The organism is Paraburkholderia sp. UYCP14C, assembly GCF_004197395.1.
Classification (GTDB): domain Bacteria; phylum Pseudomonadota; class Gammaproteobacteria; order Burkholderiales; family Burkholderiaceae; genus Paraburkholderia.
The window spans coordinates 25640-38650 of record NZ_SELS01000068.1; the positions used below are offsets into that span (position 1 = coordinate 25640).

The 13011-nt window shown below is 66.4% G+C and carries 9 protein-coding genes, 1 pseudogene and 2 riboswitches; of the genes and pseudogenes, 4 read left to right on the forward strand and 6 right to left on the reverse strand.

Going from position 1 to position 13011, the window contains the following annotated elements; genetic code table 11:
• From bluB to cobA, 5 genes and pseudogenes are all read right to left on the reverse strand, one after another.
• Window positions 1–660 (reverse strand): 5,6-dimethylbenzimidazole synthase, encoded by a 660-nt coding sequence (gene bluB, locus EVC45_RS37135; RefSeq protein WP_129963103.1) that lies wholly within the window; start codon window positions 658–660, stop codon window positions 1–3.
• The gene (locus EVC45_RS37140; protein ID WP_129963104.1) at window positions 644–1969 is read right to left on the reverse strand and encodes a cobyrinate a,c-diamide synthase; all 1326 of its coding nucleotides are present in this window, start codon (window positions 1967–1969) and stop codon (window positions 644–646) included. The genes bluB and EVC45_RS37140 overlap by 17 nt, the downstream gene beginning before the upstream one ends.
• Window positions 1970–1972: 3 nt before the next feature.
• On the reverse strand, window positions 1973–2575 hold the full coding sequence (gene cobO / locus EVC45_RS37145; protein WP_090805916.1) for a cob(I)yrinic acid a,c-diamide adenosyltransferase: 603 nt from the start codon (window positions 2573–2575) through the stop codon (window positions 1973–1975).
• Window positions 2572–3108, reverse strand: a complete 537-nt coding sequence (locus EVC45_RS47770) for a cobalamin biosynthesis protein (RefSeq protein WP_306770840.1) — start codon at window positions 3106–3108, stop codon at window positions 2572–2574. The genes cobO and EVC45_RS47770 overlap by 4 nt, the downstream gene beginning before the upstream one ends.
• Window positions 3091–3816 (reverse strand): annotated as a pseudogene (gene cobA, locus EVC45_RS47775) (uroporphyrinogen-III C-methyltransferase); the annotation flags it as partial. The pseudogene cobA and the gene EVC45_RS47770, both read right to left, overlap by 18 nt.
• A gap of 243 nt (window positions 3817–4059) precedes the next feature.
• Window positions 4060–4321, reverse strand: a riboswitch (cobalamin riboswitch).
• Window positions 4322–4401: 80 nt separating this feature from the next.
• A riboswitch (cobalamin riboswitch) is annotated at window positions 4402–4680 on the forward strand.
• Between the two features lie 202 nt (window positions 4681–4882).
• Between cobA and cobW the strand changes: the two are divergent.
• From cobW to EVC45_RS37170, 4 genes are read left to right on the forward strand one after another with little or no spacing between them, the layout of a single operon-like run.
• On the forward strand, window positions 4883–5974 hold the full coding sequence (gene cobW / locus EVC45_RS37155; protein ID WP_306770838.1) for a cobalamin biosynthesis protein CobW: 1092 nt from the start codon (window positions 4883–4885) through the stop codon (window positions 5972–5974).
• A 13-nt stretch (window positions 5975–5987) separates the two neighbouring features.
• On the forward strand, window positions 5988–9806 hold the full coding sequence (gene cobN, locus EVC45_RS37160; protein WP_129963105.1) for a cobaltochelatase subunit CobN: 3819 nt from the start codon (window positions 5988–5990) through the stop codon (window positions 9804–9806).
• Window positions 9803–10903, forward strand: coding sequence for an ATP-binding protein (locus tag EVC45_RS37165; protein ID WP_129963106.1), 1101 nt, complete (start codon window positions 9803–9805; stop codon window positions 10901–10903). Before cobN ends, EVC45_RS37165 begins: the two co-directional genes overlap by 4 nt.
• A gap of 56 nt (window positions 10904–10959) precedes the next feature.
• Window positions 10960–11574, forward strand: a complete 615-nt coding sequence (locus EVC45_RS37170) for a VWA domain-containing protein (protein WP_211193535.1) — start codon at window positions 10960–10962, stop codon at window positions 11572–11574.
• A 65-nt stretch (window positions 11575–11639) separates the two neighbouring features.
• On the opposite strand, the gene EVC45_RS37175 is transcribed toward EVC45_RS37170, so the two are convergent.
• Window positions 11640–12584, reverse strand: coding sequence for a flagellar brake protein (locus EVC45_RS37175; RefSeq protein WP_129963107.1), 945 nt, complete (start codon window positions 12582–12584; stop codon window positions 11640–11642).
• Window positions 12585–13011: the final 427 nt, after the last annotated feature.

Below are 13011 nucleotides of genomic sequence, written 5' to 3' on the forward strand. Positions count from 1 at the left end.
TTACTCCTGCGCCGCCTCGTCCCGCGGCCAGCGATTCTCGAACACGCAATCGGCGAGCGGCAGACGGCTCGCCCAGCGCTCCGTTTCGAGCATCGGCTCGCTGTAGAACACATCGACGTGGCCGAGACACAGAATCGCGACCGGCCGTGCGCCTGCCGGCATCGCCAGTAGCTGATGCACCGCGTCGACATCGAACAGCGACACCCAGCCCAGCCCGAGTCCTTCGGCGCGCGCCGCGAGCCACATGTTCTGGATTGCGCACGCGACCGACGCGAGGTCCATCTCCGGTAGCGTGCGACGTCCGAACACGTGTCGCTCGCGCCCATCCATCAACGCGATCACCAGCAGCTCCGCGCAGTCGCGCATGCCTTCCACCTTCAGCTTCATGAACTCTTCGCGGCGCTTGCCGAGCGCGTCGGCGGTGGCGAGACGTTCGCGCTCGACGATGTCGCGCAAGCCCGTGCGCAGCGCCGCATCGGTGATGCGCACGATGCGCCAGGGCTGCATGTAGCCGACGCTCGGTGCGTGATGCGCCGCGTCGAGCAGACGCCGCAGCACCGCGGGGTCGACCGGATCGGGCACGAAGTGGCGCATGTCGCGGCGTTCGTAAATCGCGCGATAGACCGCGTCGCGCTCGGAGTCGTCAAAAGGCTTCGCCATGAAAGAGGGCGGCCGTGAAAGCCGGGTTGGAGGGCCAATAAGCGTGCATATAGGTTGCCACAATCGGGCCCACGCGGAACACCGCTTCGCCGGGTGCGTCGCTGCGCGCGCGCGTGGCGAAGCGTTGCGGCGTGAGCGACGTCGCGAGCTTCGAGTAGTGGAACGTGTGGCCGGTCAGCGTGCCGTGGAGGCCGTCGATCTGCTGCATGCCGAGCGACGTGAAGCGCGTTTGCATCGTCGCGTGACCGGGCAGCAGGCCGAGCATCGGCGTGCTCGTGCCTTGGGCGTCGGTCAGCGTGTCGAGCAGATAGAGCATGCCGCCGCATTCGGCGACCACCGGTTTGTCCGCCTCGACGTGCGCGCGGATCGACGCGGCGCTGTTCACGTTGCCCGCGAGCGTCGCCATATGCAGCTCGGGATAGCCGCCCGGCAGATAGAGTGCGTGCGTGTCGGCGGGCAACGCTTCGTCGGCGAGCGGCGAGAAATAGCTGAGCCGCGCGCCGAGCGCTTCGAGCAGCGCGACGTTAGCCGGATAGATGAACGAGAACGCGGCGTCGCGCGCGATCGCGATGCGCTTGCCGTCGAGCAGACGCGGCAGCACCTCGGGCGACGGCGTGCCGAAATCGACCGGCGGCGGCAGTTCGGCGAGCGCGGTCGACGCGAGCGTATCCGCCGCGCGTTCGAGGCGCGCTTCGAGATCGCCGATTTCATCGGCCTGATGCAGGCCGAGGTGCCGGTCGGGCAGCGTGATCTCGTCGCTCGCGGCGATGTGGCCGCACCAGCGCAACTCGGGCGGCAGCGCTTCCTGCAGCATCTGCGCGTGCCGCGCCGAGCCGACGCGATTCGCGAGCACGCCGTGAAACGGCAGTTGCGGTTTGAAGCGCGCGAGGCCGAACGCGAGCGCGCCGAAGGTCTGCGCCATCGCCTGCGCGGAAATCACCGCGAGCACGGGCACGCCGAACGTGGTCGCGAGATCGGCGCTGCTCGGTGTGCCGTCGAACAGACCCATCACGCCTTCGATCAGGATCAGATCGGCTTCTTGCGCCGCCCGCGCGAGCAGGTTGCGGCAGGCGCTTTCGCCGACCATCCACAGATCGAGCGACAGCACCGGCGCGCCGCTCGCGCGCGCAAGGATCATCGGGTCGAGAAAATCCGGCCCGGTCTTGAACACGCGCACGCGCCGTCCGAGCCGCCGATGATAGCGCGCGAGACCGGCGGTGATCGTGGTCTTGCCTTGTCCAGACGCGGGCGCGCTGATGAACAGCGCGGGGCACGGTGTGGAGCAAGTCCCGTTGGGGGACGCCGACATCGCTCAGAACTCCACGCCGCGCTGCGCCTTCACACCCTGCTCGCGATACGGATGCTTGATCGCGCGCATTTCGGTGACGAGGTCGGCGGCTTCGATCAGCGCGTCGGGCGCGTGACGTCCGGTCACGACGACGTGCAGCATCGGCGCGCGCGCGTTGATCACGGCGAGCACTTCGTCGAGCGGCAGGTATTCGTACTTCAGCACGGTGTTCAGCTCGTCGAGGATCACCATCTGGTAGTCGCCGCTTTCGATCATCCGCCGCGCTTCGTTCCAGCCCTTGCGCGCGGTTGCCATGTCGGCCTCGCGATTCTGCGTGTTCCAGGTGTAGCCGTCGCCCATCGTGACGAAATCGCATTGCGCGATCGCGCCGAGGAAGTCGCGCTCCGACGTATGCAGCGCGCCCTTGATGAACTGCACGACACCCAGCCGCATGCCGTGGCCGAGCACGCGCACGGCCATGCCGAACGCGGCCGTGCTCTTGCCCTTACCGGTGCCGGTGTTGACGATCAGCAGGCCTTTTTCGACGGTCGCGCCGGCCTGCTTCTTTTCGTGGCCTTCGCGGCGGCGTTCGGTCATGCGTTGATGCGATTCGGGATCGGTTTTCATCGAGAGTCCTGGTCTTGAGAGGATGGGGGCAGGTCGCCGAGGGTGGCGTTGTTCGGCGCTGCGATCGCCACCGTGATGCCGGCGTGGACGGTTTTGGGTACGACGAGACGCGCATTTTGCGCGGATCTCGCGGAGTCCGACGCTGCCGCCGCCAGCAGCGCGCAGGGCTCGCACACACCGTCGACGCCCAGATGCGCGCGAACGCCCGCCGACGGCGACGCGACCGGCGCCGAGGCGATTTGCTCGCGGCTGAACAGTCGTAGCGGCAGTTGGTGGCGCGAGCAGAATTCGAGCAGGCCCGCTTCGTCGGCTTTGGTGTCGATAGTCGCGATGCTGCGGATCTGCTCGAAGCCATTCGATCCGAGCGCTGTGCGCACGGCGGCTTCGATGTCCGCGGCTTCGCTGTGCGAGCGGCAACCGATGCCGACGCTCAGCGTTTTTATCGAGTGTGCGTGTGCGCGTGCATGTGGTGTCGCGCTCGCGACCGGTTCGTGATGAACGCGGCCGTCACGTTCGGCCGCTTCACGCGCCAGCGCGAGCGAGGCCACGCCGCCGATCACGACGATCGCCGGCGAGCCGAGCCCCGCGCGCGCGACCGCCCCGGCGAACTCGCGAAGCGGCGCGAGCACGTGACGCTGCTCGGGCCGCGTCGCCGATTCGATCGCCGCGCAGGGCGTATCGGCGGACATGCCGGCCGCGAGCAACGCGCCGGCGATTTCGCCGAGCCGTCGCATGCCCATATAGATCACGAGCGTCATGCGCGTCGCGGCGAGCGCGGCCCAGTCCGGCTCGCCGCTGCCGGCCCCGTGGCCGGTGACGAACACGACGCCCTGCGCGTAATCGCGATGCGTGACCGCAATGCCGAGGGTTGCGGGCGCGGCGATGCCGGCCGTAATGCCATTGATCACATCTGCATCGATACCCGCCGCCTGCAGCGCCTGCAACTCTTCGCCGCCGCGGCCGAACACGAACGGATCGCCGCCCTTGAGCCGCGCAACGCTGCGGCCCGCGCGCAGATGCCGGAGCATTTGCGTGACGATGTCGGCCTGCGGCGTCGACGGATGGCCGCCGCGTTTGCCGACGTAGACGACTTGCGCGTCGGCGCGGGCGAACTGCAGCACCTCGGGATTGACCAGATCGTCGACCAGCACGACGTCGGCCTGCGCGAGCGCACGGGTGGCCTTCAGCGTCATCAGTTCGACGTCGCCGGGACCGGCGCCGATCAGCCAGGCGCGCGTCATCGCGGCGTGCATGGCGGATGCCATGCGGAGATGGGAGGAGAGAAGCGGCGTGCGAAGGTGCGCGCGGAGGTGAATATAGAGGCCATGCGGTACAGCGAATCCGGGCTCGGCCAGTCATGCGGTTCGCGGCGGATTCTTCAGATAGAACGCCGCGACACGCGCGATGCCGCGCTGCTACGCCTTCACATCCGTTCCCCGCGGATTCCGGCGGCCGGCGGCGCAACCTGATGCACGGATGCATGCGGCGCCGCCTCCGCGTCTGGCCGGTATCCGGGCTGGCGGCCTCACGCGCTTCGCCTTCCCGTCCCTGTGTGCGGATTCGCGGGGACAGTGGCATCAAAAAACGCATGCGCGGCGCGGCGGGATCGAAGGTCGATCGAATCGCGCGCCGCAGGTCGCTTACCGTTGCGGGGACAGCACAGGTTGAACGCGCGACGCGCTGCCTGTTTCCCGTTTAACTGCACATGCGAGCGCATGTGCGGGCACCAAACGCGCGCATACGATAGCACATGGCGCCTTGCCGGATAAGCCTCCGCGGCGCTTTCCGGCACCGTGCGTTCCTTGACTGCGCAAGGCCGCGGGCCTACACTCGCACGCACTTTGGGTGCTCGCGTGCGCGTTCGTGCGCATGCAGTTAAACGGGAAACAGGGAGCCTTCTGCTCTGGCGCGGCTAACCTGTGCTGTCCCCGCAACGGTAAGCGAAAAGCGGTTCCGGCTTGATAGCCGGGTACCGCGGTGCCGGCTTCGATGTCCTCGCGCAAGGTCGCGTCGACATATCACCACTGGACGAGAAACCACTCGTCCGGGAAGGGGAAGCGGCGCTTTCGTCAGCCCGGATACCGGCCCAAAGAAGCAGAACGATCGCCGCGGGGATGCGGCGGCGCGTTCATGACCTCACTTCCGCTTTCTGTATTTCCGTTGTCGCGGCAATGCCGTCGTTCGTCCCCGTGTTTGGTGATCGCTGGCACTGATGCGCATGCTTCATTCGCTTCATTCGCCAGCCGATGCGGACCGACGCGCGGACTTCCCGGCAGACCGATGCAACGCCAAGGGATGGACCTCACGATGCAAACTCAATTGCGCAAGATTCCCGTCACGATCGTCACGGGCTTTCTCGGCAGCGGCAAAACCACGCTGTTGCGGCACATTCTTCAGCATGCGGGCGGCAAGCGCATCGCGGTGATCGTCAATGAGTTCGGCGAACTCGGCATCGACGGGGAAATCCTCAAGGGCTGCGGCATCGGATGCGATGAAAACGGTGTCGAGACTGAGGGGCAACTATATGAACTCGCGAACGGTTGTCTGTGCTGCACCGTGCAGGAAGAGTTCTTCCCGGTGATGGAAAAGCTCGCTGAACGGCGCGACGAACTCGATCATGTGCTGATCGAAACCTCGGGGCTCGCATTGCCGAAGCCGCTGGTGCAGGCATTCAACTGGCCGCAAATCCGCAACGGCTTCACTGTCGACGCGGTGGTAACGGTGGTGGACGGGCCGGCCGCCGCAAGCGGCCAGTTCGCCGACAACCCGGTCGCCGTCGATGCGCAGCGCAAGGCCGATCCGAATCTCGATCACGAGTCGCCGCTGCATGAGCTGTTCGAAGACCAGTTGTCGGCGGCGGATCTGGTGATCCTGAACAAGACCGATCTGATCGACGACGCGCGGCAGCACGAGGTGGAAGCCGCGATCCGCGCGGAGATTCCGCCGCAGGTGAAGATCGTGCGCGCGCAGCAAGGGCGGCTCGACCTGCATACGCTGCTGGGGCTCGAAGCGGCGTCGGAAGAGACGATCCACCTGCGTCACGACCATCACGGTTCCGCCGACGACCCCGACCATCACCACGACGAAATCGATTCGGTCGTCGTGCAGGCATCCGTGCCGTCGCGCGACGCGGCGCTCGCCGCCTTGCAGACGCTCGTCGAAAACCACACGATTTACCGTGTCAAAGGGTTCGCCGCATTGCAGGGCGCGGCGATGCGCCTCGTGATCCAGGGCGTGGGCCGGCGCTTCGACAGCTACTTCGACCGGCGCTGGCAGGCGGGCGAAAACGGCGAAGGCGCGTTGAGCCGCTTCGTGCTGATCGGCGAAGACCTCGACCAGCACGCGCTGCAGCAGTCGTTCGACGCGGCGCTCGGCGCGACGTCGAACGCGACGGCATAACGGGCGCGCCAGCATGCATCTGCTGCGCACCACGCCGGGCGGCTTCGTCGACGATACCCAGGGCGTGATCCGCATCGATCAGCAGCCCGCCGAGATCGTCGTGCTCAGTTCCGCCGACACCACGCTGTCGCTGCTCGCGAGCGTGGTGCCGCGTCTCGGCGACGGCTTCCCGAGCGTGCGGCTCGCGAACGTCACCTATCTGCGTCAGCCGGCCTCGGTCGATTTCTATCTCGATGACGTGTTGCAGCACGCGCGCGTGGTCGTCGTCGATCATCTCGGCGGCGAAGCGTACTGGCCGTACGGCATCGAGCAGGTCGTCGCGCTCGCGCAGCGCAAACAACAAACGCTCGCGATGTTTTCCGGCGACCTGCAGGAAGACCCGAACCTGCTCGCGCGCAGCACCGCGAGCCCGGAGTTATGCCAGAAGTTGTGGCGCTATCTGCGCGAGGGCGGTCCGCAGAATGCCGAGGCGTTTTTGCGCTGCATCGCGCATCGCGCGCTCGGCTGGGGGCGCGAACCCGAGCCGCCGCGCGCGTTGCCGGCGGCGTCGCTGTATCACCCCGAGCGCGATACGCCCACCGTCGCCGACTGGCAGGCGCGTTGGCGGCAAGACGCGCCGGTCGTCGCGATCCTGTTCTACAAGGCGCATCTGCAGGCCGCCAATACCGCGGTGTTCGATGCGCTGATCAACGCGCTCGAAGCGCAAGGGCTCAATCCGCTGCCGCTCGCGATCACGTCGTTGAAGGATGCGATGAGCCGGGATGTCGTGCAGTCGCTGTGTGCGCAACATGGCGTCGCGCTGGTGCTGAACACGACCGCGTTCGCCGCGTCCGCGATCGACGACCCCGAGCCGCTCGCGCTCGCCGGCGACGCGCCGGTGTTCCAGGTGATCCTGAGCGGCGGCAATCGCGAAGACTGGCTGAAGGACAACCACGGTCTCAACTCGCGCGACATCGCGATGCATATCGCGCTGCCCGAAGTGGACGGGCGCATCATCACGCGCGCGATCAGTTTCAAGGGGCTCGCATATCGCTGTACGCATACGCAGGTCGACGTGGTCCGCTATCAGCCCGACCTCGAACGGGTGAGCTTTCTCGCCGAGCTGAGCCGGCGCTGGTGCCGTCTGCGTTCGCCCGATAACGCCGACAAGAAAATCGCGTTGATTCTCGCCAACTATCCGATGAGCGAAGGGCGCATCGGCAATGGCGTGGGGCTCGATACGCCGGCGTCGGTGGTCGGCATTCTGTCGATGCTGCGCGCTGAGGGCTATCGTGTCGGCGACTTGCCCGACGACGGCGACGCGTTGTTGAACCGGCTGACCGAAGGCGTGACCAACGATCCCGTGGTCCGCGATCTGCGTCCAGCCCTGCAAAGCCTCGCACTCGACGACTACCGCGCACATTTCGACGCGTTGCCGGCGAGCGTGCGCGATGCGTTGAATGCGCGCTGGGGCAAGCCCGAGCAGGACCCGACGCTGCGGCGCGGCCGCTTCATGATCGCTGGCTGGCGCTGCGGGCAGGTGTTCGTCGGCATTCAGCCTGCGCGTTCGCGCGAGCAAGGCGACTACGCGAGCTATCACGATGCGGAGCTCGTCCCGCCGCACGCCTACCTCGCGTTCTATTTCTGGCTGCGCCATCAGTTCGGTATCGACGCGGTCGTGCACGTCGGCAAGCACGGCAACCTGGAATGGCTGCCTGGCAAGAGCGTGGCGTTGAGCGACGTGTGCTGGCCCGATCTGATTCTCGGGCCGATGCCGCATCTGTATCCGTTCATCGTCAACGATCCGGGCGAGGGCAGCCAGGCGAAGCGGCGCGCGCAGGCGGTGATCGTCGATCATCTGATGCCGCCGCTTACCCGTGCCGAGAACTATGGGCCGCTGCAGGATCTGGAGCGCCAGGTCGACGAATACTACGAAGCGTTGATGGTCGATTCGCGTCGCGCGAAGCTGCTGCGTCGCACGATTCTGACGACGATCGTCGAGCATCGGCTGCACGAAGAGCTGAGTCTCGCGGCGCCGAGCGGACAGGACGATGAAGATGCGCTGCTCACGCGCGTCGACGCGTGGCTGTGCGAGTTGAAGGAAGCGCAGATTCGCGATGGCCTGCATACGTTCGGGCAGTCGCCGCGCGGCGTGCAGCGGCGCGATACGCTGCTCGCGCTCGGGCGCTTTCCGATCGGCGATGGACAGGGCGGCAACGCGGGTCTCGTCGACGCGCTGGCGCGCGATCTGCGCATCGACCATCTGTTCGATCCGTTGAGCGTGGATTGGGCCGCCGTATGGGACGGCCCGCGTCCCGACCTATTGCTGCGGTTCAGCGACGCACCGTGGCGACATTACGGCGATACGCGCGAGCGCTTGGAATTGCTCGCTGGCGAGTTGTTGCGCGGCGTCTGCGGTGTCGATTGCGACGACGCGGATCGTTCGCAAGCCGTCCCCGTAGCCGACCAAGGTCTGCCGCAAACGGCCCAGGTGATCGCACGCCTGCGCGACGACGTACTGCCGCGCCTCGACGCCTGCGGCCCGCAGGAAATGACGCAACTGAAGCGCGGCCTCGAAGGACGTTTCGTGCCGCCGGGGCCGAGCGGCTCGCCGTCGCGCGGGCGGCCCGACGTGCTGCCCACCGGCCGCAACTTCTATTCGGTCGACACGCGCGCGGTGCCGACGCAAGCCGCGTGGGCACTCGGCCTGAAATCGGCGCAGCAACTGATCGAGCGGCATCTGCAGGAGCACGGCGACTATCCGCGCGCGATCGGCCTGTCGGTCTGGGGCACCGCGACGATGCGCACCGGCGGCGACGATATCGCGCAGGCGCTCGCGCTGCTCGGCGTGCGGCCGAAATGGGCGCCGGGCAGCCATCGCGTGACGGACTTCGAGATTATGCCGATCGAGGCGTTCGACCGGCCGCGGATCGACGTCACGTTGCGCGTATCCGGCTTCTTTCGCGATGCGTTCGCGAACGTGATGCATCTGTTCGATGCGGCCGTGCAAGCCGTTGCCGAACTCGACGAGCCCGCGGAGCTGAATCCGATTCGCGCACGCGTGCAGCGCGAACGCGATGCGTTGATCGCGCGGGGCATGGACCCGGTCGAGGCGCGCAAGCGCGCCGGCTGGCGCGTGTTCAGCGCGCGGCCCGGCGCGTACGGTGTGGGTCTGCAGCAGATGATCGACTCGCGTCAATGGCAGACCGACGCCGATCTCGCGAACGCGTATCAGGCATGGGGCGGCTATGCGTACGCGCAGAAGAGCGCGGGCGAGGAGGCGCATCAGGCGTTTGGCGCGCGCCTCGCGGCGATGGATGTCGTGCTGCAGAACCAGGACAACCGCGAGCACGATGTGCTCGATTCGAACGACTACTACCAGTTTCAGGGCGGTATGGTGGCGGCGGTGCGGCATCTGGCGGGTCAGCAGCCGCGCGTCTATCACGCCGACCACAGCAATCCGGCCGCGCCGCGCGTGCGCACGCTGCATGAGGAGATCGCGCGCGTGATCCGCTCGCGCGTGGTCAATCCGAAATGGCTCGACGGCGTGAAGCGCCACGGCTACAAGGGCGCGGCCGAGATCGCCGCGACCGTGGACTACCTGTATGGCTACGACGCGACCGCGCGCGTGATCGCGGATCATCAATATGCGCTGGTCGCCGATGCTTATCTGAACGACGCCGATACCCGCGAGTTCATGCAACGGCACAACCCCCATGCGCTGCATTCGATCTGCGAGCGTTTGCTCGAAGCGATGCAGCGTGGTCTGTGGCAGCAGCCGGGCGACTATCGCGCGCAGGTGGAAACGCATCTGCTCGCGAGCGAACAGCAGATCGAAGGAAGACAAACATGAATGGAGCGATGCGAGGAACGGACGACCTGGGTAGCGCAGCCTCGGCATCGGGCGCGGCGGCGCGGCCGGTTTTTCCGTTTGCGGCGCTGATCGGCCAGGCCTCGTTGCAGCAGGCGCTGGTGCTCGCGGCGATCGATCCGGGCCTGGGTGGCGTATTGATCAGCGGACCGCGTGGCACCGCGAAGTCGACCGCCGCACGCGCGCTCGCCGAACTGCTGCCGGAAGGACAGCTCGTGAATCTGCCGCTTGGCGCGAGCGAGGATCGGCTGATTGGCACGCTCGATATCGAAACCGTGTTGCGCGACGGCTCGGTGCGCTTCTCGCCGGGGTTGCTCGCGAAGGCGCATCGGGGTGTGCTGTACGTCGACGAAGTCAATCTGCTGCCCGATGCGCTCGTCGATGCGTTGCTCGATGCGGCGGCGAGCGGCGTGAATACCGTCGAACGCGATGGCGTATCGCATAGTCATGACGCGAGCTTCGTGCTGATCGGCACGATGAATCCCGAAGAGGGCGAGTTGCGGCCGCAACTGATCGACCGCTTCGGTCTGATGGTGGAGTTGCAGAACGCGTTCGAGCCGCAGGTGCGGCAGGCGATCGTCAAAGCGCGCTTTGCGTTCGATCTCGATGCCGCTGGGTTTCGTGCTGCCTATGCGGAGCAGCAGGCTTCATACGTGCGGCGAATTCACTCGGCGCGCGCGGCGCTGCCGCTGCTGTCGTTCGATGACACCGTTCATGCGCGCGTGAGCGCGCTGTGCATCGACGCGGCCGTCGACGGCCTGCGCGCCGATCTCGTGATGCTGCGCGCGGCGCGCGCGCTGGCCGCGTTCGAACAGGCGGACGCTGTGACGGTGGGCCATGTGGAGCGCGTTGCCGATGCAGTGCTGCTTCATCGGCGGCGACAGCGTGATTCGCAGCATGCGAATCAGCGCCCGTCGGAAAGCGAGGCGCGGCCACGGGACGTCGCTGGCGATGCGTCTGGCCCTGCGGCTGCATCCACCTCATCTTCCGCCGACACCGACTGGGGCTACCTGCCTCCTGAGCCGGCCCCGGCTGTGCCCGTCAAGGGCGTCATTCCGCTCGACCCAAAAAAACGCTGAGCCATCGGAAAGGCGCCGCCGCTGACTCGCGCAGCGGTTTTCGATGGCGGCAAGGCGTGGGGGCGGGATCGCGTGACACGTCGCGCGGCGAACCGGGCAGGCGCATTGCATGGCCGCCGACACTCGCCGCGATGCGCGAGCGCACGCTGGGTCGAGAGCATTTGCGCTTCGTGCGCGAAATGCCGCGCGGCGGCGTGCTGCATTGCTTCGTGCTCGATTGCTCCGGGTCGATGCTGGCGGGCCAGCGCCTCGCGCTCGCAAAGGGTCTATTGACTGCCTTGTTCGATCATGCGAGTGCGATGCGCGCCGAGGCTGCGTTGATCTGCTTCGGCGGTGCGGGCGCGGACGTACGTTTCGGCCCCGCGGTGCCGCGCTGGTGGAACGAGCGATGGCTCGCGCCCGTGGGCGGAGGCGGCGGCTCGCCGCTCGCGTCGGGCGTGCGCCGCGCCGCGCAACTGCTCGAACTCAGCGCGCGCCGACGGCCGGCCCAGCAGCGCTGGTTATGGATTCTGACCGACGGCCGCACGCGCGACGAGCCCGCTCGGCCGGGCGGTGCCGATGAAGTCGTGTTCGTCGATTTCGAGCGTGGCGCGATACGGCTCGGCCGCTGCGAAGTGCTCGCCGATGCGTGGGGCGCGCGGCACCTGACGCCGGAAGAGTTGATCGGCTGATCGATGTGTAGGCAGCGAGGTCGGCCTGCTGCGTACACACGCGCGTTGCTTCCAAGCCGTAGCGCTTATTTCAGGCCGTTGGACCAGTGCTGCACATCCTCCTGACGGTCAAACACGAACACCTTCATCGCCATCTGTTGAGCGGTATCGAGCTGATCCAGTTCGAGCCCATGCATGGACGGCTCGCCGGGCGTTTTGCCCTTCTGAATGTTGCGGATCACGGCCGTCGTGTCGATCTGCGCATCGTATTCGGCGGATTTCAGCCGGAACGCGATGCGCAGCCGCTCGCCGATCTCGCCCAGTGTCCATGCCGCACTCAACGACATGCCGAGCGCGCTGATGCCCTTCGCGAGTCCGAGACCTTCATAAGTGTCGCCACTTTCGCCGATGCCGAACCGCACGGGCAGGTGCGCATGGACGCGGATCGATTTGCGCTCACGGAGCCGGCGGACCACGCCAGGCTTCGACAACACGACATAGTCGAACGGCATGCGGCAGACCGCTTCGACCGTGCAGACGAAACGGAACACGGCCTGACTCGCGATCGCAACGATCTCGACGTTCTCGCCGGGCGTGAGCGGCAGCGGTTGGCCCTGCTGCATCGGCGGCGTAACGAACAGCGCATGATTCGGCGCGAAACCGATGATGCGGCAAGGGTGCATCGGCGCGCCGCTGCCGAGTTGCGAACGCATGCCGATCAATGCGCCGATTTCGAGGTGCATGTCCTTGAGCGTCAGCTCACCGGCCGGGTCAGGCTGGACGGTGGGCGCAGACGGTTGTGGTGCGCCGATGCCGAGCAGGTCGCCGCGTTGGGGGTGGAAGTGTTGGAAAAGGAAGGCGCGCTCGTCGGTCGTCGCGAGCGTCGTGGCGCCGGCGAAGAGCAGCGTGCCGTCGGCGTCGACGATGGGCCATGGGAGCGGCGTGCCTACTGGCACCATTTGTGGCTCGAGCGCCGCTGATGGAGCGGCGGGCCGGGTTTCCTCGACGTGTGCGTCGACGGGATTGTCCATAGTGTCGGCAGCTAATTTAAGTGGCGGGATAATCTGAATGACGGCGGGGAAGGGTAAAACTTTAATTTTGGGGAGCCGTGTTTTGATCGAGCTGTGACCGGACTGCTTTGTTTCGTCGGTGGCTGGATTTCATTGAATCGGATGACTAACTATTTTCACCTTCTTTTTGGTTTGGGCTGAGTTGAACTCTTTTGGAGGCTGTCGGCATGCGATTCAGATGACAGTCTTTGCTCCCAAAAGAAATTCGCAGAAGGGGCTTGACGTGTTGTCGATGGCTCTCCATAATCTCGTTTCTTTGCTGCAGACGCAGCGACGCAAACGAAGCAGTGCCGGTGGTTGTGGTTCAGGCGCTGCGGGTTGGGCGGATCGATCTTTAAAAACTAACAGCCGATAAGTGTGGGCGCTTGATGCGGAATGCGGCGGCGGA

What these genes read in the sequence shown, in the direction of transcription:
- bluB (WP_129963103.1), bottom strand. Translation starts at nt 660, where the DNA reads ATGGCGAAGCCTTTTGACGACTCCGAGCGCGACGCGGTCTATCGCGCG.
- EVC45_RS37140 (WP_129963104.1), bottom strand. Translation starts at nt 1,969, where the DNA reads ATGTCGGCGTCCCCCAACGGGACTTGCTCCACACCGTGCCCCGCGCTG.
- cobO (WP_090805916.1), bottom strand. Translation starts at nt 2,575, where the DNA reads ATGAAAACCGATCCCGAATCGCATCAACGCATGACCGAACGCCGCCGC.
- cobW (WP_306770838.1), top strand. Translation starts at nt 4,883, where the DNA reads ATGCAAACTCAATTGCGCAAGATTCCCGTCACGATCGTCACGGGCTTT.
- cobN (WP_129963105.1), top strand. Translation starts at nt 5,988, where the DNA reads ATGCATCTGCTGCGCACCACGCCGGGCGGCTTCGTCGACGATACCCAG.
- EVC45_RS37165 (WP_129963106.1), top strand. Translation starts at nt 9,803, where the DNA reads ATGAATGGAGCGATGCGAGGAACGGACGACCTGGGTAGCGCAGCCTCG.
- EVC45_RS37175 (WP_129963107.1), bottom strand. Translation starts at nt 12,584, where the DNA reads ATGGACAATCCCGTCGACGCACACGTCGAGGAAACCCGGCCCGCCGCT.